The sequence below is a fragment of the Mesorhizobium sp. BR1-1-3 genome (assembly GCF_020165455.1).
Taxonomy (GTDB): Bacteria; Pseudomonadota; Alphaproteobacteria; order Rhizobiales; family Rhizobiaceae; genus Mesorhizobium; species Mesorhizobium ciceri.
This window is the reverse complement of the sequence record NZ_JAIUIC010000001.1, coordinates 326,406-344,203: the sequence shown is the minus strand read 5'-3', so window position 1 is coordinate 344,203 and position 17,798 is coordinate 326,406. Positions and strand designations below refer to the sequence as shown.

Genomic DNA, 17,798 nt, shown 5'->3' with positions numbered 1-17,798 from the left:
GATGGTGAAGCTGCATGTGCCGCGCTGGGCGTGGGTTTTGACGGGTTCCGGGCATTTTTTTACGGAGAGCTTCGCACTTGTTCGCCAGCTCGAACATTGCGATGTCTTCGTGTCTAAGGCCGCCAACGAAGTGCTGCGCATGTACAAGCTTAAACTTGATTTCCCGGAGACGACGCGCGTGCTGCACGACAAGACCGCGAGCGCGATCCCGGTCGGCGAATTCTACCACGGTGTCTATCACACGGTCGTGGTGGCGCCGGCTACGTCCAACACGGTCGCCAAATGCGTGCATGGCATTTCCGACACGCTCGCCACCAATGTCTTTGCCCAAGCGGGAAAGTGCCGTGTGCCAGCCATCGTCTTTGCTTGCGACACCGCGCCGGAACTCGAAACCCAGGCACCGCACGGGCTGGTCAAGGTCTATCCGCGCAGGATCGACCTGGAAAATACCAAACAGTTGAAGAGTTTCGAGCGGACCCTGGTGGTCGAGTCGCTCGCTGATCTGGAAGCCTCGCTCACACGGCGCCAGGCCGAACTCGCAAGCGATGGCTGAGCGGCTGGTTTTTCTTACCGGCCATCTGGCCAAGGCGCGGCTGGAACGGCTGCTGACCGGGCTGGGCAGAACCGAATTCGCGTGGGAAATCGTCGACGTCGGCGTCAAGGTCGCCGCGCTGATGAGCGAGGACATCGTGAAGCGTCGGCTCACTCTGACAGGAGACGTCGACCGCGTCATCCTGCCCGGACGCTATCGGGGAAACATCGAACACCTGTCGGAGCATTTCGGCGTGCCCTTTGTGCGCGGCCCCGACGAGATCGCCGACCTTCCGGCCTTCCTTGGCCGGGCGGGCAAACCGCCGGATCTGACGCGTCACGATATGCGCATCTTCGCCGAGATCGTCGATGCGCCGATGCTGTCGGTCGAGGCCCTGATGGCGAGGGCCTCGATGCTGGCTGCGGCCGGCGCCGATGTCATCGATCTGGGCTGCCTGCCGGAGACGCCGTTTCCGTTGCTGGCTGAGGCAGTGCGGGCACTCAAGGCACAGGGGTTTGTGGTCAGCGTCGATTCGGCCAGCGCAGACGAACTGTCGATCGGTGCGCACGCCGGCGCGGACTATCTTCTCAGCCTCGATGAGAACACGCTGCCGTTGATCTTCGACCATCGGGCTACGGCAGTGTTGATACCCTCCATCCCCGGCGATCTGGATTCGCTCGGCCGGGCGATTACCGCGGCACAAAAGGCCGGCGTCGCCTTCATTGCCGATCCCGTGCTCGACCCGATCCATTTCGGCTTCGCCGTTTCACTCGGGCGCTTCATCGAGGCGCGGCGCCGTTGGCCGGACATCGAATTGCTGATGGGCACCGGCAATCTCACCGAATTGACCGACGCCGACAGTTCCGGCGTTACAGCCGTTCTAGCGGGGCTCTGCTCGGAACTCCGGATCCGGAACGTGCTGGCGGTGCATGTCAGCCCACACACGGTGCGCACGATCGAGGAGCACGATATCGCCCGCCGCGTCATGTTGGCTGCTTGCACGGACGGCGCGTTGCCGCGCGGCTATCACCCAGGCCTGTTGCAGGTCCACGATCGCAAGCCTTTCACAGCCTCAACCGACGATATCGAGGCATTGGCGGCCCAGGTGCACGATGCCAACTTCCGGATCGCGGTAGCGGAGGACGGCATCCATGTTTTCAATAGCAAAGGGCATGCGGTTGCCACGAATGCGTTCGAACTTTTTGCCGGGCTGGACGTCAACGCCGACGGCGCACACGCTTTTTACCTCGGCGCGGAACTGATGAAGGCGGAGATCGCGTGGCGCCTCGGCAAGCGTTATGTGCAGGACGAGCCGCTCGCATGGGGCGTTGCCGCGCCGGCACCCGAAACCGACCGTACCCGTCTTGCCGAGCCGGGCAAGACGCTCCGCGCAAGGAAAGAGCGCTAGGACCATGCCCTACATTCGCGAATCGATCATCACGACGGTCAACAAGGCAGGCAACGTCCACATCGCGCCGATTGGCATCATTGCCGAGAATGACGGTTGGGTTATCGCGCCGTTCCGGCCGTCGGTCACGCTCGACAATCTCGCCGAAGTGCCGTTCGCCATCGCCAATTATACTGACGACGTGCGTGTCTTTGCCGGCTGCCTGACAGGCCGCAAGCGTTGGCCAACCGTTCCGGTTGACGGGTTCCCGGTGCCGAGGCTCGAGGCGGCGCTGGCGTATTCGGGCCTCGAAGTCCGGGCGGTCGATGACAATGGTGTGCGCCCCCGCCATTTCTGCCGCGTGGTGCGGGAGGAAACGCTCGCGCCGTTCACCGGCCTCAACCGAGCCAAGGCGGCGGTGCTTGAGCTGGCCATCCTGGTCAGCCGGCTCGGCATGCTGCCGCGCAACAAGATCGAGGCGGAAATTGCCTACCTTTCAATTGCCATCGAAAAGACCGCAGGCGAGGGCGAAAAGGAAGCCTGGGGCTGGCTGATGCAGCGTATCAGCGATCACTTGACCGCCAAAGGTTCGGGTAGCGAGGACCCGCGAGCATAGGCGCGAGCGCCGCAACCTGCTTACGAAGGATATGCCGCCAAAAGCGCTACCGCAGACGCGGGTGCCGCGCTGCTCGCTTGCCCGCGAACAGTGTCATCGGCGGGGATGATGTCGGCGAAATCGACGTAACTGCGTTCCATGCGTTCGGCCAGCCGCCTGATCTGCCAGCGACCGCTTCCGGCGCCGACGATCGGGACATCCCGAGACAGGGTTCCGGCAACCAGCGCCGCTGCATCGTGCACTTTGCGCAGTTGCTGCTCGCTGAACCAGCGCGCGACGTCACCCCATTCCGGCGTGGTGAGGTCGGTGGCGTCGCGCCCTACCATGCGCGCCAGCCGCGCGATCGAGCCGTCCACAGTCTTTTCCTTGCCGTCGGCGGGAGGGTGCCTGTCGTCGTCCTCGTCGAGCACGCCCAGGATGCGGTGAGCGTCGGCGATCGAGGCGAAATATTCGTTCATCAGCGGCGTTAGCCTGCCATGGACGGGAGCCGACGAGGCTACGCCGAACAGGAATGTCCTGGTAAAGCCGGTATAGACCAATTCGCCGGTTAGAAGCCGTCCGGCATCGGTGTAGCCGTCATTGGCCACGGCGCCGTTCTTGATGGCGATAATATCGGTGGTGGTGGAGCCCATGTCGACGAACAGGGCATCGCCGGCGAGTTTTGCCACCAACAAGGCTGTCGCGTGCCAATTGGCGGAAGCCACATCGGCGGTCAGCTGCGCTGCCCGCTCGACTCCGACGAAACCGGATGGTCCGGCATAGACCAGCTTTTTGTCTGCGGGGAAATGGGTGGAAATCTGACCCAGCAGAGCCGCCACGCCGGCATCGCGGGACGGAAAGATGTCCGACAGTTCGCCCGTCATGGTGAATGCGTTGAGATCCGCACCCGCGTAGATCGGAGCCGTTTCGTCGAGGGCTGAAGCCAGCTTGTCCAGCCCTTGCCAGAGCGGCGTTGCGATCGTTACCGCCTCGACGATGCGACCGTCTTGTGCGCGGGTCACCTTCAGATGCGCGCCGCCAATGTCGAAACCGGCAATGATGCCCTTTCTTTTTTCCACGCTTCAAGCTTTCATGACGGGGGCAATTGGTCGGTGAAAAAAGCGTTGCGTATCATTCCGGTTCTCGACCTGAAAGACGGCGTGGTGGTTCGCGCCCAGCAGGGAAAACGCGATCGCTACAGGCCGATCGTTACGCCGCTCAGCCGAAGCCCTGATGTGGTCGCGGTCGCTGAAGGACTGCGTGGGCTTTATCCTTTTTCCACCTTCTACATCGCAGATCTGGACGCTATCGAAGGCGGAGCGCCAAACAGCGACGCACTCGCCCGGCTGAGGACGATGGCGGAGCCGCCGGAACTTTGGGTCGATGCCGGCGTGGCCGACGAAAAGACACTTTTGGCGGCGCTTGCCGAACGCTCGCTGTCTCCTGTTCTGGGCTCTGAATCGCAGCGAGACGACATGTTGCTGCGGCGTTTTCGCGATCATCCCGATCTCATCCTGTCCCTTGATTTCGTCGGCGATAGTTTTTGCGGGCCGCGTTCTCTTCTCGATGAGCCCGAGCTTTGGCCGCAAAAGGTGATTGTCATGACGCTGGCCAAGGTCGGTGCGGCCGCCGGTCCCGACTTCGGGCGGTTGCAGGAGGTCAAGGCCAAGGCCGGAAATCGCGCTGTCATTGCGGCCGGCGGTGTCCGCGACGAGAACGACATCAGGGCCTTGTCCGCCATGGGCGTCGCCGCGGCACTGGTCGCAACCTCATTGCACAACGCTACGCTCACGCCCGGCCGCCTCGCGTCACTCGGCGCCTGATCATCGTTGCTCGTCAGCTCCCGAAGGGCGTGCGCCCTTCGGGAGCTGACGTTTCAAAAGCCCAGAACCTTTTTCAGCCGGCGCAACAGACCATCCGTCTCAGAAGAGGGTTTTTCCTGTGCGGGGCTGTCTCTTGTCTAGGCTGCGAACGGATGCTTGACCTTGTCGCGCTGGGCCGTTGCTTCGGCGGCGGTCGGGGTTCCTGCAACGGCGCGCTGGATGGCTTCCTTTGTCGCCTCGTAATTGTATTTCTGGATCTTGGCGTCGTCCGCCGCGTCCCAATGGATGAATACCCCGACGCAGATGAACACGTCGTCTGCTTCGTTGGCCGGAATGGTCCCGTCCGCAACGCTGTCCTGCACGGCCTTTGCCACGGCGTGCTGCGCCGGGCCGAACATCTGAACCGCCTGTTTGGCACCCTTGATCGTGACCTTGTTGAACATCACGGTGTTGGGTTTGCATTGAAGATTGGGCGCGATCACCGCCAAAAGCGAAGTAAAGCCGTCCTTGTTGTTGGTAAGCGCGTTGCAAAATGCCGTTTCGACCGCGCTCCCCCGCGGGCCGATGAGCAGGTCGACATGCGCGACTTCGTTGCCGTCTCCCACCAGCGATTCACCGACCATAACCTTTGATATTTTTGCCATGCCAATTTCCTCCAAGACACAATTATGATGTCCACGGACGCTGCAACCGAGCAGGCGCTCGATGGACAGCTATCCTTGTTGGCAGCGTCCGGATTTGCCCGGACCGGTTGGCTAGATAGCCGCGGAAGCACAGCTTCCGCTTTTGGAAGTCAAGCACCAACGCCGCGATTATGCAAGGTGAGGGCGAGGGTGTGGACTAAAAGAGTAGCCACGGTGAGGTCGGCCGAGGTGCCGGGGTTGATGTTGTCGGCCTTCAGCCGGCGGTCGAACTCCATGAGCAGACGAATGCGCGACGGTTCGTCGCCCTCGGCATGGAGCGCCGCCTGAACGGCAACGGCTTCCTGCCGCGCCTGATTTGCGACGTGAACGCCGTGCTTGCGCATCACATGGCTGTCGGGGAAGCCGGCGAGAAACGCCATGTAGACGAACACCGTCGGCCACATGCCGTCTTCTTCACGTGCCAACGCTCCATCCAGCGCGGCGAGCCCGACCCCGAACACGTCGCCGAAACAGTTGCTGTACTGGCGAGCGATCATGTCGCGGTCGGCAGCCTCCCTCATCGCGTCCAGCAAATGGACCTTCGGCTCCTGCCGCACATCGTTGGCGGCTTCTCCGAGGCCGCCTGGCGCGGCCGTGACGATCGCCTCGAACACCGCCTTGGTATCCTGCACGCTCAAAGCCCGAAGCAGCGAATCGAGATTGTCACGCAGTCTGTCACCGCCCATTTCGGCGGCGCATATCAGAGGCCCTGCCAGAAGGATGATTCCGAGATTGGTATTGGTTGCGACCGCCAGTCGTGTCGCGCGCACCGCCTCCAGCATCCGCTGCCCGACCGGCAGACGAGGATCGGTCAGCGGCCCGGAGGAAACCTCCGCACTTGTCATGAACTGGGCGGCGGACATGCCGTGTCCGTCGGCGAACAGATGGACGTTGCCCGGCTTTAGGGCTTCGATCTCCATCCTGCAGGCATTCTTATAGCTGGCCCGGAGGCGTTCACGCGAAAGCGCCAACTTGCCCGCCCTCACGAATTCGCAGGCGCGGCAAAACGGTAGGGCCGCGGTGCGGCGGCCGCCTCGGCGCGATCGGCCAGAAGTTTCAGCAAGGCATCGGCGATTGCTTCGGCGATGTTCACGGCGACCACCGACTGCAATCCCGACCATGCGGGCATGCTGTTCACTTCGAGTATGAACAGATTGCCGTCGTCAGCCCGCACGATGTCCACGCCGGCAAAATCCGCGCCGACCGCGGCTGACGCAGCGACGGCCAGCGATGCCAGTTCCGCCTTGCCATGTTCGGAAACCTGTTCCGGCACGCCACCCCGGTTGACGTTCGTGATCCAGTCGTCGCTGATGCGGCTCATCATCGCCACGGTCTCTCCGGCGCAGACAAACACGCGGAAATCCTGGAAAGGCGGACCGGCACGCGACACATATTGCTGAAGGTAGTAGACGCTGTTCACCTCTTCTGCGGCCGGCAGGTCCGAGAGCGTGCGGATCAGCTTTATGCCGCGGCCTTGCGCCCCGAACAATGGTTTCAGCACCAGCGGGCCCCGCGGAAGCTCTTGCGCCGCGACCTCCTCGGCGACGGCAAGTCCTTCTACGGCAAAGGTGCGTGGCGTAGGCAGGCCGGCATTTTTCAGGAGGAATGTCGTCATCGACTTGTCGACGCAGCGCTCGATCGCCTGCGCGGAATTCCATACGGGAACCGATAGTCTGCTTAACGCGTGCAGCACGCCGAGGCGCCGGGTTACCGCTTCGAACGATCCGGCGGCGATCGAACGGACAAGCACGGCGTCGGGCAGCGTGCCGCCGAAGCCGGGGATCGCAAGTCCGCTCGGGCTGCTGGTATCGAATGCGATCGCCGCCAGCGGCACGGCTGTAACGGCGGCGCCCCCCCGACCAAGTCCTGCCGCCAGGCCGTTGGAGCCGGTGTCCACTTTGTCGCTGACGATCAGGATGCGAGGGAGCATGTGGCCTCTCGGGTGCGGGAATGTCGGCGGCGCGAGCGATTCCACGCCCTCATGGCCGCGTCCGCGGCAGGGCTGCACGAACGGCAGTCGCCGGGCGGGCGAATGACAGACGAATCCCTTTGCACCGCCATGCCCTAGCCGAGACTCCGTTCGAGCATCTTCAGATCACGCCGACCGGCGCGAAACGTATCGCCGGTTTCGATCGCTGTCACGATCACTTCAGCCGGGCTGAACAGCAGCGGGTCGATGGCATAGAAATCGCCCTTGAACCGCGTGAAGATCTCGGCGAAGGGTTGGCCGTAGTCCCGTGAGGCGCTGCTGGGAAGTTTTTCCGCGAGTTTGCCAGCCTCCTTCGCCGATCCTTTGACGAAGAGCTGGACGCTGCCGCCATAGATGATGGCATCGTTGGTTCGGCCCATAGCGGTCAGGAAATCCGGATGGGGGGCGGGGATCGGCGCCGTTCCGATGCCGTCGACAACGTTTTCCAGCGGGAATTTGAGATCGTTGATCTTGTGCAGGGCAACCTCGAGCGCGCGCGCCACGATCTGCACGCCGCCGGCAAGGCTTTGTGTCGGCGCATAGAGGAAGGTGAGCTTTTCCGTCGCCAGTCCAGTTGCCTTGCCCACTTTCTCAACGGTCGCGCGGGGAGGCGGTTCGGCCGTCTCAAGGATAAGCACCGCGGACGATGCGATGTCATGATAGGAAAGTGTCTCGAACAGCGGTTCGACCCGGGCGAGGGCCCGCGCAGGCCCAGATCCCATCGCGAAATAGTCCTGGCCAGACAGGTTCCAGCCCGCATACTGGCTGCCCAGGCAGGCCAGCACCGGCTGCGAAGATCGCGCTTCGACGGTGAACGGCCATTGCTGTGACGCGCGATCCATGAACACCGAAACGCTGCCGAGACCGCCCATCGCAGCCTCAGCCATGCGCATCCCGGCCTCGACGCTGCCGACGGTCTTGGCGCCGGCATCGATCAGGCGCTCGCCCAATGGTCCCCTGGAAACGACGATACGCAGGCGTTCGGCGTCGCCGATCATGCCGTCAACGATGCGCTGTGCATTGTCGTTCAGGAATGCCGAACCGTCTTTCATGTCCGGTCTCCTTCCCATTGGAGTTGCAATTGGCTGGCTTGTCCCTTGATGAGCCGCTTGGTCGATTGGGCGCTCGGACCGCGCGCGAAGACCGTGCAGACAGGGTCGCCGGCAATCAGACGGGTGCCTGCCGACTGTTGGTCCGCTGTCCATTCAGGCCAGGCAATCGACGGAAAGTGAGTGATTGGCGTCGCGGCGTAGGCCACCATCGACGCCATCGAATCGACGAAGCGCGGCAAGCGGAAGACCTGACCCGTCGCGGCGCGCAGATGCGCTTCGATCAATGGCGCGTCAACATCGTCGAAAATGTCGAGGGTGGCGCCCGGCCTCGGATTGATCTCGATGAACGTGTAGCCATCTGGTCCGCGGATCAGATCGGCGCTGCACAATCCAACCAGGCCGGCGCGCCGCGTCAGACTTGAGAGCCAGCCGCCGATGACCGCCGCCTGTCTGCGATCGAATCGTCTCAACCGTACGGCGCCGCCGTAGCGATAGGGCGCTGTGGGGGCGGGAGACGTCCATTGTTGGCTGAAACCCACGAGGTGCGCGGTTTGACCATTGCCGACGAACAGGGCCGAGATGCTGCGACCGGCAACGAAGCGCTGGAAGTAGCGGCCGGCGGTCGGGCTTTCTCCGGCTGCTCGTCTGACGTGTCCGCCGCCGGCGCTGCCCGCGGTCTTGACCACCCAGTTCTCCGGGTCAGGCGGCTGGTCCCATCGCAGTTGCGGATGCGGGATGCCGAGTTCGGCGCAATCATCGGCCAGCAACTGCGGATCCTTGATCCTGCGGATCGCGGCGCCGCCATTGCCGGCGAGCCGAAAGTGTCGCGCGATTTCGTCCACGGTCTCAGGCATCCGCTCAAACCCTGAGCCCAGGACAATGGCGGCCGGCAGGTCGTCGCCAGCCAATCGCCGAAGCGTGTCGATGATGCGCTCGCCGTCGATGCCTCCTTGCAGGTCGCCTGGCAGCATTGTCGCGCGTTCTGCGAGCGCGACGGTGTCCGTATCGCAAAAGAAATCGGCGACCAGCGGACGATAGCCGGCGCGACGCGCGGCGGCGGCCAGCGCCCGGCCTGAAATTGCCGCGATCAAAAGAGATCCGGCGTTACTTGGCAATCTCGCGTGCAAGGGAAAACGCTTCCTGAAAACCGAGCGTGATCGTCTTTTCGGATTCGATCATTCTTTTGAAGAGACCGAATTCGACCTTATATTTGACATTGCCGATGGCAAGCGGACCAATGCCGACAGCTTTTGCCGCATCGAGTGGATCACCATTGGCATTGACGGCCAATCCTTCGATGCCGGCCGGGGGAACGGCATTGACGTCGGCCGCAATAAGCAGGTCATTGCCTTTCAATTGGGCTTTGGAGACCACCTGGACGCCAGCTTTGGCGCAAGCCAGGATAATTTCGTTGGCTTCGACCAGCTTTGTCTTGCGGGCGTCGCTCGATCCGTCAGCCGCATCGACGGTGAGGTGGAACCTGCTTTCGATCTCGGCCGCGATCTGCTTGACCCGTTCGATGCCGTCATGGCCGACAAGTGTGACCCGGGCACCTTCCCCTGCCGCGATGACGGCGGTGCAGAAGCCGACGACGCCGGTGGCGCCGAAAACAGCCACCCTCGCATCCCTGAGCGCACGCTGGAATTTCTTCTCCAGCGCCTTCTCGACCTTGGCCACCATCGCCGCGGCCGTGGTGAACGAGCCGGCTGGATCGGCAAATACCGAAACCTGGAAAGGCGGCACCATCGCCTTCTTCGCGGCGTCGAACATGTCGAGCGCCAACGAGGCATCCTTCCCGGCGATGAAGATGCCGGTGTCGACACCCGCATCCGGCGGGCGTGAAAAGATCGCGTCCTGGACCAGTCCCGTCACTTCGGCCAAGCCCACATCGACATAGGGGACGACGGCGTCGAAACCTGCGTCGAGCGCCATGTTCACGTCGAAGGGGCTCATCTGCTTCAACGGTGTCAGCATGTGCAGGATGTGTTTGCGGGCCATTTCTTGCCTTTCTGCCTGAAACTGAAGCGTCAGCTGCCGACGAGATCCAGCCTGGTTGAACTGATCTTCGCGCCGGAGTTCCTGCCCTTGACGATCTTGACCTCAAGGCCGCCCTCAACTGTCGTCTTCCGAACCGCGTCGACGAACTTGAGTGCGGCGTCCTGCGATGGCGCGAAGGCAAAGCCTGTCGGCCCCCAGGAACTCTGGCCGATGCCGACGGCGCCTGCTTCATTGAGACAGTGGGCCACCATCTCGACCCGCTTCGAGGTGAACACGCCGCCCTGGGCCGGGGCGAAATGGCTGCCGATCAGCATCTGTATCGCGGTGACGGCGGCGCCGAATGCCGGAAGGTCCCGCTCGACCAAAGCCGGCATTATGCCCATCAGCACCCTCCGGCAGATCTCCCCACTGCCTGCCGTTGGGAATGGCGGCAGCGAGCGAAACGCCGCAACCTCGGCTGCTCCATGCAGTCCATGCCCGGAATGGTCGAGGATGAGGAGGACGCGCCACTCTTCCGGAAACGGCAGCCGTGCGACGACCGGAGGCGTTCCGCCGCGGTCGTTCTTGCCGGCGTCGACTATGACGCCGCCGTCTTCGAAACTTGCGATGCCGATGCCGGATCGGCCGCCCCGCTCGAGCAGGTTAGCGTCGCCGGCGATGTCCAGAGGCAGATTGTGGAGCGTGCGCAACGCCGAGGCGACGGCAAGGGCAATCTGCGTGCCGGAGCCCAGACCCGCATGACTGGGGATCGACTGCTCGACCACCAGATGGTGCTGGCCGCGAATGCCGAGATGCTTGCAGAGCGTCGATAGATGCTCGCTGGCGCGGGTGCTCTCGGAGCCTTCGACGATGGTCTCGCTGGACCGCGACAGGGTGACGACGGTTTCGGGTTCGCTCAATGGAAGCCCGACGCTACCGAACCGCCGTCCGGCATCGCCATTGAGATCAAGGAAGCCAAGGTGCAGGCGAGCGGGCACTCGTATGGTAACAGAATTCGACATCTGCCCCCCGATGGGTGCATCATGGATGCATCATGGAAGTTTAGGTGCCCGGTACCATGATAACTGTTTTCGTCGATGGGGCAAGCCAAAGAGAACGCATACGTGTTTGCCGGCTCCGGCGTGTGACAGACCGAGCAATTCGCGGAGGTCGAGATGAACGAGACAGTCAAGGAAAAGGTCTATTCGGAAGCCGAGATCGCCGACCGGCTTGAGAAGGAGCTGCCGAAATGGCGTTATGAAAACGGCTGGATCCGGCGCAAATACAAGACCCACAGCTGGAAATCGACGCTCATGGTCATCAACACGGTTGGTCATCTCGCCGAGGCGGCGTGGCACCATCCTGATATCACCGCCTCCTATGCCTGGGTCGAGGTGCGCCTGACGAATCACGCGGCGAAAGGCATTACCGACAAGGATTTCGAGTTGGCGAAAAAGATCGAGGACGTTGTCCAGTGGCAGCCGGCCAAGGAAGGCGGGGCATTGGAGGGCACTCCACTGACCGATCAACGCTTCGCTTACGTCAAATATGACTAAGCAGGGTCGGAATTTGTTGACGCGTATGAAAACATTCGCTGATCCGCTGCAGGGTGGGGTTCACGGCCAATCCAGTTTCGTCTAGGATCGAGCCGGCACCAGAAAGTAGTTTAGCGAATGGCGGTTGCTTGGATCGGCAACCGGGAAGCGCTGATTGAGCACGCGGCTGCGCATGCCGCGTCGCTATTGTCGTCAAGTCGGTGCCCGGTTTTCAGCTTTGATACGGATATAGATGGCACGAGGGCGGCGATCGCGCTGGCTGAGCGGGCTGGCGCGGCATACGACCATGCCGATGGTGCGGCACTTGCCCGAGAGACCGCGCTTTTTACCGACAAGGGGGCAATGACCGTCGCCCCCGGAGAGACGCGCCGGCGTGCCGATGTCGTGGTGATCGTGGGCGAGCTCCCGCGGATCCATCATGGTCTTGTTGGCGAACTTGCCGGGACGGTTCCCGACCTCTCGACCGGCAACCAGCGCGCGTTCTTCGTGGTAGGCCCAAACGGGATGTCTGTGCCGCCGCTGAACGGCGGACGCAAGGCAACGCAACTTTCCTGTGGCCAAGCTAGCCTCGCCGCCACGCTGGCGGCACTGAGGGCACAGTACAAAGGGCGGCGTACATCGCAACCGGTGTCGAATTTCAATGATTTTGCCAAAGCTCTGGCGTCCGCGCATTTTCCCGTGTTCCTGTTTTCAGGCCACGCCGCCGAAGGCTTGGCATTGGAGATGCTGCAAGGACTGATCGCCGATCTCAATCGCAAATCGCGCGCATCCGGCCTTTATCTGCCGGCGAGCGAAAACGGGTGGGGAAGCGCGCTCGCCTCGGCCTGGATGACAGGTTTTCCGCTGCGCACCGGCTTTGCGCGGGGCCTCCCTGAATTCGATCCCTGGCGCTGCGATGTGGAGCGCATGATCGCTGCCGGCGAAGCTGACCTGCACCTGCGGATCTCCGCCGCAACGGCCCAACTACAGAAAAAAAGGGCACGCATGGCGCTGATTGTGCTGACGAAAACGGAAAAGCCGGTTGCCGGCGCCGCAGTCACCATGGCCATCGGCGAGGCTGGGGTCGATCACGATGCGGTTGTCTACTCCAGCCGCACGGGCTCGCTCAGGTCGATCGATGCGCAAGCGGACTCGCAATTGCCCTCCGCCGCGACGATCATCCGCCTGATCGCTACCCACGCTTTCGCCGAGGCACTGCCATGCTGACGAAAATCGCCGGCGGCGACATCATCGATCCCGTCAACGGCCGTCTCGACAAGGGCGACCTCTGGATCAAGGACGACAAGATCGTTCCGGCGCCGGCGGGAGGGGCGGCCGACCGGACCATCGAAGCCAGCGGCTGCATCGTGATGGCTGGCGCCATCGACATCCACTCCCACATCGGTGGCGGCAATGTGAACACCGCGCGGCTGCTCTTGCCCGAACAGCATGCCGCCCATCAGCTGCGGCCAGCAATGACGCCGCTCTCCAATGCCGGCTGGTCGACGTTCCAGACCGGCTGCCTCTACGCAAAGATGGGCTTTACGACGGTCGTCGAGCCGGCGATGTCGCCGGGAGCGGCGCTGCACACGCATCTCGAACTGGCCGACATCCCGATCATCGACAAAGCGACCCTTGCCATTCTCGGCAATGACGATTTCCTGTTGTCGATGATCCGCGACGACGCCCCCCAGACGATGATCGAGGACTATGTCGCCTGGACGGTCGCTTCGACGCGAGCGCTTGGGGTCAAGGTGATCAACGCCGGTGCGGCGGCCGCCTTCAAGGAGAACGTCCGCACCTTCTCGCTGGATGATGTCGTGCCTTCCTATGGCGTCAGTTCGCGCAAGATCGTCAAGACGCTGCAGGCCGCCGTCGACAGTCTTGGCTTGCCGCATCCCTTGCATGTCCATTGCAACAATCTGGGCAGCCCCGGATCGGCGGATACGGCGGCTGCGACGATTGCAGCGGCGGATGGACTGCCGCTTCATCTCGCCCACCTCCAGTTCTATGGCTATGGCACGGAAGGAAAACGCGGGTTTTCCTCTGCCGCCGCACGGCTTGCCGAACTGGTCAACGCGACGCCGGAAGTCACCATCGATATCGGCCAGGTGATGTTCGGCCAGACGGTCACGGTCTCCTCCGACGTCATGCGGCAGTTTTCGGCGCGTGGCAGCGCACACCCGAAAAAGACCGTCATTCATGACGGTGACGGCAATGGCGGCGGCATCGTGCCCTACAGCTATGGCAAGGACTTCTACGGCACGATGCAGTGGGCGATCGGGCTCGAGCTTTTTCTCCTGATCGACGATCCCTGGCGTGTGTTCTTCACCACCGATCATCCCAACGGTGCACCTTTTACCGCCTATCCGGCGCTGTTCGAACTGCTGATGAGCCGGGAAGCGCGCACCGAAATGGCCGCCGGACTTTCCCTATCCGCCCTGGCGCTCTCTACCCTGGCCGCAATCGACCGCGAATACACGTTCGAGGAAATCGCCATCATGACGCGCGCGGCGCCGGCCAAGCTGCTCGGCTTGACGGATCGAGGCCATCTCGGCGCCGGCGCAACAGCCGACGTCGCTGTCTATCGCAGGGACCGCAGTATCGCCAAAATGCTCGGAGAGGCGGCGTATGTTTTCAAGGATGGCGATCTCGTCGTGCAAGACGGGGAAATCATCCATTACCGCTGGGGCAAGGCATTGAGGCTCAAGCCGCCTGTCGACAAGGCAATGGTGCGACGGCTCGAGGACTATCACCAGCAGCGCTACGGCCTGTCGCTGGACTGGTTCAATTTCCCGGATTCCGCAATTGCGCGCGAACAGCCATTCGGCGAGGTGCCATGCCGAACATGAGCATCAATGGCGTAACGATCGACGATACCTTCGCGGAAGCCTTCGGCATGCGCGCAACCGCCATCGTCATCACCGCGCCGAGCCGGAAATGGGCTCGCCAGGCGGCGATCACAATGACCGGCTTCGCCACCTCCGTGATCGGTTGCGGCTGCGAAGCGGCAATCGATCTCGACCTGCCGCCATCGGCCACACCGGATGGCCGGCCGGGCTGCCGCGTCATGATTTTCGCGATGGGAACGGACGAATTGCAGAAACAACTGCTCAATCGTGTCGGCCAGTGCGTTTTGACCTCGCCGGGTTCCGCCTGCTTTGCCGGGCTGCAGGGCAGCGCCGAGCTCAAGCTCGGTTCGGCACTGCGTTATTTCGGCGACGGCTGGCAAATCTCCAAGAAGATCGGCGATAGGCATTTCTGGCGTATTCCCGTCATGGATGGCGAGTTCCTGTGCGAAGCAACGACCGGACTGACGAAGGAAGCTGTCGGTGGCGGCAATTTCTTTGTCATGGCGCAAAGCAGCGCCAACGCTTTGGCCGCTGCCGAGGCCGCCGTCGGTGCGATCGGCATGGTGCCTGGCGCCATCGTGCCGTTTCCGGGCGGCATTGCCCGTTCGGGTTCCAAGATTGGTGGCAAATACAAAGGCATGATCGCCTCGGCCAACGAAGCCTACGCGCCGACACTGCGCGGCGTCGTCGCGAGTGAACTCGGTCCCGACATCAACGCCGTCCTGGAAATCGTCATCGATGGTGAGACCAATGATGCAGTTGCCGCCGCGATGAAGGCCGGCATTAAGGCTGTCATAGAGCTCGGCCCGAAAAGAGGCGCGGTTCGGATCAGCGCCGGCAATTACGGCGGCAAGCTCGGAAAATTCATCTACTCGCTGAAGGATATGCTGCCATGAAGGCGCTGACCTTCACCCTGGTTGCCGAGCCGCCGGAGCGCCTTGACCTGTCGCCGCTGACGCCGGAGCGGCTGGCCGGGATCGACAGGCGCGACGTTGAAAGAATCCAGATCGGCATGACGAAGCACGGCTCGAAGGTGGGCGACATTTTTCGCGTCGCCGGCAGCGATCCGACAAACATCGTGTTCGAGGGCGGAAGCACGCGCCTCGACCTTGTGGCGCAAGGCATGCGGGGTGGGTCGGTTCGCCTCGTTGGCAATGCCGGCGCCCAGGCCGGGCGCGCTATGCGCGGTGGCAAGCTCACGATCGAAGGCAATGCGGGTCCACACGCCGGCTCCGGCATGCGCGGCGGCAGGCTTGAGATAACGGGCAATGCCGGCGACCACCTCGGTGCGCCGCTCGTCGGGGAACTGGCCGGCATGAACGGCGGTGTTTTGATCGTCAGGGGCAAAGCGGGCGCCTTCGCCGCGGACCGCATGCGGCGCGGCCTGATCGCGGTGCTGAAAGGCTCCGGTGACCATGCAGGCAGCCGTATGATCGCCGGCACCCTGGTGGTGGCCGGTGGCACCGGTGAGATGCCCGGCTATCTGATGCGTCGCGGTTCGATCCTTCTCGATCGCGCGCCGGCACGCATGTCGCCGAGCTTCGTCGAATGCGGCGCACCCGAAAGCGTCTTCGCCGCCATCATCGATCGTTATCTGATCGCCGAGGGCATTTTGAAACGGCCGCTTCTGGGGAGCGCACCGCGCAAATATGGCGGGGATAACGCAGTGCTCGGAATGGGCGAGGTTCTTTTTCCGCGCTGAGATCCGTCGACACAGGAACCATACGATGGCAGGACGCAAGTGCTTGCCGCTGGGGTAGTGGTGGGCCGACCGTCATTCGACCTGCAACGTGGAGAACACATGAAAATCATCTCTCAAACGAAAGCCCATGGCGGCGTGCAGGGCGTCTATTCCCATTTGTCGACGAGTTGCCGTTGCGACATGACTTTTGCCGTTTTCATACCTCCGCAGGCGCGGGAGGCGCCTTGTCCCGTTGTGTGGTATCTCTCAGGCCTGACGTGTACCCACGCCAATGTAATGGACAAGGGCGAGTACAGGCGCATGGCCGCCGAGCTCGGCCTGATCGTCGTTTGTCCCGACACCAGCCCGCGCGGGGCCGACATTCCGGATGAAAAAGACAACTGGCAGTTCGGCTCCGGCGCCGGCTTCTATCTCGATGCGACGCAAGAGCCTTATGCGAAGAACTATCGTATGTATTCCTATGTCGCCGAGGAGTTGCCGGCCCTCATCGCGGCTGAATTTCCAGCCGATATGGCACGCCAGGCAATCTTTGGCCATTCGATGGGCGGGCATGGCGCGCTGACGATTGCCTTGAAGAATCCGCAGCGGTTCAAGAGCTGCTCGGCGTTCGCCCCGATCGCCCAGCCAAGCACCGCCGGCTGGTCGAGACCGGCTTTTGAGAAGTATCTCGGCAAGGATGAGGCCTCGTGGCGAAGCTGCGACGCGACGTCGCTCATCGACGACGGATACCGTTTCCCCGAATTTTTGGTGGATCAGGGAACGTCGGACGGATTTCTTGACGACGGGCTGAGGCCTTGGCTGCTTGAAGCGGCCTGCGCCAAAGCAGGTATTCCGCTAAAGCTGCGGATGCAGGATGGATACGATCACTCGTATCTTTTCATCTCCAGCTTCATGGACGACCATCTGAGATGGCATGCTGAGAGGCTTTGATCTGGGCAGGCCGAAGGCATGGCCAGATGCAAACAAGTTTATTGCGACGCCTTACACTGAGAGCGCCGCGCTTGCCGCCGTCAAACGCTACACATCCCTGGATTGCGAAAATACTGAAAGCACTGGCCAGCCCCGATGAGGTTCCCGACCCACCCTGCGGCTGCTGGGGCGAAATGCCTGATGGCATCCAGTATTTCGAAGTGCCCTTGGGCGAGGGTCGGAAGCTGCTGTTCGTCCGCATCGGCCAGGACGAGCCGCTGTTTGACAAGCAGACGCTAAGGGTGTTGCCGGCGAGTTAGACGCCCGGACCAGAGCCTGATCCGGATCGAGTGGAGGCCTGCCTCTATGCCTCTACGTATTCCGCGAGGCTGACACCCTTGGGCACATCCAGCCCATCGGCTCGCAAACCTTCGATGTGAAAGCGTATTGCATCGCGAATCTCGGTTTCCACTTCAGCCACAGTGGCACCTGTCGCGATGCAGCCGGGTAGGTCCGGCACATAGGCGGAGAAATTATTTCCTGCTTTTTCAATCACCACCGCGTAACGCATGTCATCATTCCTTCAAACCTGACTGCTTGAGGATGCTGTTCAGTGTTCCTGGCGCAACCTCTTCAGACGGCTTGCCAGCCACGGTGACGCGGCCGGCTTTGACTTCATGCTTATATTGGCGATGGCTGCCCTTGGTTGCAACCAGATACCAGCCATCGGCCTCCAGCAGGCGAATGATCTCGCGAACTGTAAGCCGAGGTGGCACTAGATC

General features: G+C 62.4%; 21 protein-coding genes. 11 read left to right on the top strand and 10 right to left on the bottom strand.

Features of this window, described 5'->3' with window-relative positions:
- The first annotated feature begins 1 nt into the window (after position 1).
- Genes LB559_RS01675 through LB559_RS01665 form a run of 3 tightly spaced genes read left to right on the top strand, consistent with a single transcriptional unit; the run spans position 2 to position 2,535 of the window.
- The gene (locus LB559_RS01675; RefSeq protein WP_013532041.1) at positions 2 to 553 is read left to right on the top strand and encodes a flavoprotein; all 552 of its coding nucleotides are present in this window, start codon (positions 2 to 4) and stop codon (positions 551 to 553) included.
- The gene (locus LB559_RS01670; protein WP_224672913.1) at positions 546 to 1,940 is read left to right on the top strand and encodes a DUF6513 domain-containing protein; all 1,395 of its coding nucleotides are present in this window, start codon (positions 546 to 548) and stop codon (positions 1,938 to 1,940) included. The genes LB559_RS01675 and LB559_RS01670 overlap by 8 nt, the downstream gene beginning before the upstream one ends.
- Positions 1,941 to 1,944: 4 nt before the next feature.
- Positions 1,945 to 2,535, top strand: a complete 591-nt coding sequence (locus LB559_RS01665; RefSeq protein ID WP_224672912.1) for a DUF447 domain-containing protein — start codon at positions 1,945 to 1,947, stop codon at positions 2,533 to 2,535.
- A gap of 20 nt (positions 2,536 to 2,555) precedes the next feature.
- Here LB559_RS01665 and LB559_RS01660 read toward each other — a convergent pair whose 3' ends face one another.
- Entirely contained in the window at positions 2,556 to 3,593 is a 1,038-nt protein-coding gene (locus LB559_RS01660) for a hydantoinase/oxoprolinase family protein (RefSeq protein WP_224672911.1), read from the bottom strand.
- Between LB559_RS01660 and LB559_RS01655 the strand changes: the two genes are divergently transcribed.
- Positions 3,543 to 4,337, top strand: coding sequence for a HisA/HisF-related TIM barrel protein (locus tag LB559_RS01655; protein ID WP_224672910.1), 795 nt, complete (start codon positions 3,543 to 3,545; stop codon positions 4,335 to 4,337). The genes LB559_RS01660 and LB559_RS01655 overlap by 51 nt on opposite strands.
- 137 nt (positions 4,338 to 4,474) lie before the next feature.
- On the opposite strand, the gene fae is transcribed toward LB559_RS01655, so the two are convergent.
- The 7 genes from fae to LB559_RS01620 form a co-directional block, all read right to left on the bottom strand.
- Positions 4,475 to 4,981 (bottom strand): formaldehyde-activating enzyme, encoded by a 507-nt coding sequence (gene fae / locus LB559_RS01650; RefSeq protein WP_013532036.1) that lies wholly within the window; start codon positions 4,979 to 4,981, stop codon positions 4,475 to 4,477.
- 149 nt (positions 4,982 to 5,130) lie between these two features.
- Positions 5,131 to 6,006: a triphosphoribosyl-dephospho-CoA synthase gene (locus LB559_RS01645; protein ID WP_318014143.1), complete on the bottom strand. Its 876-nt coding sequence runs from the start codon at positions 6,004 to 6,006 to the stop codon at positions 5,131 to 5,133.
- Positions 6,003 to 6,950, bottom strand: a complete 948-nt coding sequence (locus tag LB559_RS01640; protein ID WP_224672908.1) for a RimK family alpha-L-glutamate ligase — start codon at positions 6,948 to 6,950, stop codon at positions 6,003 to 6,005. Before LB559_RS01640 ends, LB559_RS01645 begins: the two co-directional genes overlap by 4 nt.
- Before the next feature lie 134 nt (positions 6,951 to 7,084).
- Positions 7,085 to 8,041, bottom strand: a complete 957-nt coding sequence (mch, locus tag LB559_RS01635) for a methenyltetrahydromethanopterin cyclohydrolase (protein WP_224672907.1) — start codon at positions 8,039 to 8,041, stop codon at positions 7,085 to 7,087.
- Positions 8,038 to 9,132, bottom strand: coding sequence for an ATP-grasp domain-containing protein (locus tag LB559_RS01630; RefSeq protein WP_224672906.1), 1,095 nt, complete (start codon positions 9,130 to 9,132; stop codon positions 8,038 to 8,040). Before LB559_RS01630 ends, mch begins: the two co-directional genes overlap by 4 nt.
- Positions 9,133 to 9,145: 13 nt before the next feature.
- Complete coding sequence (locus tag LB559_RS01625; protein ID WP_224672905.1) at positions 9,146 to 10,039, bottom strand: NAD(P)-dependent methylenetetrahydromethanopterin dehydrogenase; 894 nt, start codon at positions 10,037 to 10,039, stop codon at positions 9,146 to 9,148.
- 29 nt (positions 10,040 to 10,068) lie between these two features.
- Positions 10,069 to 11,040 carry a beta-ribofuranosylaminobenzene 5'-phosphate synthase family protein gene (locus LB559_RS01620; RefSeq protein ID WP_024504393.1) on the bottom strand — a complete coding sequence of 324 codons (972 nt, stop codon included), beginning with the start codon at positions 11,038 to 11,040 and terminating at the stop codon, positions 10,069 to 10,071.
- A 153-nt stretch (positions 11,041 to 11,193) separates the two neighbouring features.
- Between LB559_RS01620 and LB559_RS01615 the strand changes: the two genes are divergently transcribed.
- The 7 genes from LB559_RS01615 to LB559_RS32810 all read left to right on the top strand — a co-directional run bounded on the left by LB559_RS01615 (position 11,194) and on the right by LB559_RS32810 (position 17,336).
- Positions 11,194 to 11,574 (top strand): 4a-hydroxytetrahydrobiopterin dehydratase, encoded by a 381-nt coding sequence (locus LB559_RS01615; RefSeq protein WP_013532029.1) that lies wholly within the window; start codon positions 11,194 to 11,196, stop codon positions 11,572 to 11,574.
- Between the two features lie 117 nt (positions 11,575 to 11,691).
- Positions 11,692 to 12,780, top strand: coding sequence for a tungsten formylmethanofuran dehydrogenase (locus tag LB559_RS01610; protein ID WP_224672904.1), 1,089 nt, complete (start codon positions 11,692 to 11,694; stop codon positions 12,778 to 12,780).
- Positions 12,774 to 14,405, top strand: a complete 1,632-nt coding sequence (locus LB559_RS01605; protein WP_224672903.1) for a formylmethanofuran dehydrogenase subunit A — start codon at positions 12,774 to 12,776, stop codon at positions 14,403 to 14,405. Before LB559_RS01610 ends, LB559_RS01605 begins: the two co-directional genes overlap by 7 nt.
- Entirely contained in the window at positions 14,393 to 15,301 is a 909-nt protein-coding gene (fhcD, locus tag LB559_RS01600) for a formylmethanofuran--tetrahydromethanopterin N-formyltransferase (RefSeq protein ID WP_063172014.1), read from the top strand. The genes LB559_RS01605 and fhcD overlap by 13 nt, the downstream gene beginning before the upstream one ends.
- The gene (locus tag LB559_RS01595; protein WP_027162602.1) at positions 15,298 to 16,107 is read left to right on the top strand and encodes a formylmethanofuran dehydrogenase subunit C; all 810 of its coding nucleotides are present in this window, start codon (positions 15,298 to 15,300) and stop codon (positions 16,105 to 16,107) included. Before fhcD ends, LB559_RS01595 begins: the two co-directional genes overlap by 4 nt.
- A gap of 99 nt (positions 16,108 to 16,206) precedes the next feature.
- A complete protein-coding gene (fghA, locus tag LB559_RS01590) occupies positions 16,207 to 17,037 on the top strand; it encodes an S-formylglutathione hydrolase (protein ID WP_013532024.1) in 831 nt (276 codons plus the stop codon).
- Positions 17,038 to 17,210: 173 nt separating this feature from the next.
- A complete protein-coding gene (locus tag LB559_RS32810; RefSeq protein WP_263498927.1) occupies positions 17,211 to 17,336 on the top strand; it encodes a hypothetical protein in 126 nt (41 codons plus the stop codon).
- 44 nt (positions 17,337 to 17,380) lie between these two features.
- Here the strand turns inward: LB559_RS32810 and LB559_RS01585 are convergent, their stop codons facing one another.
- Both LB559_RS01585 and LB559_RS01580 read right to left on the bottom strand, forming a co-directional pair.
- The gene (locus LB559_RS01585) at positions 17,381 to 17,587 is read right to left on the bottom strand and encodes a type II toxin-antitoxin system HicB family antitoxin (protein ID WP_013532022.1); all 207 of its coding nucleotides are present in this window, start codon (positions 17,585 to 17,587) and stop codon (positions 17,381 to 17,383) included.
- Positions 17,588 to 17,591: 4 nt separating this feature from the next.
- Positions 17,592 to 17,792 (bottom strand): type II toxin-antitoxin system HicA family toxin, encoded by a 201-nt coding sequence (locus LB559_RS01580; protein ID WP_013532021.1) that lies wholly within the window; start codon positions 17,790 to 17,792, stop codon positions 17,592 to 17,594.
- Positions 17,793 to 17,798: the final 6 nt, after the last annotated feature.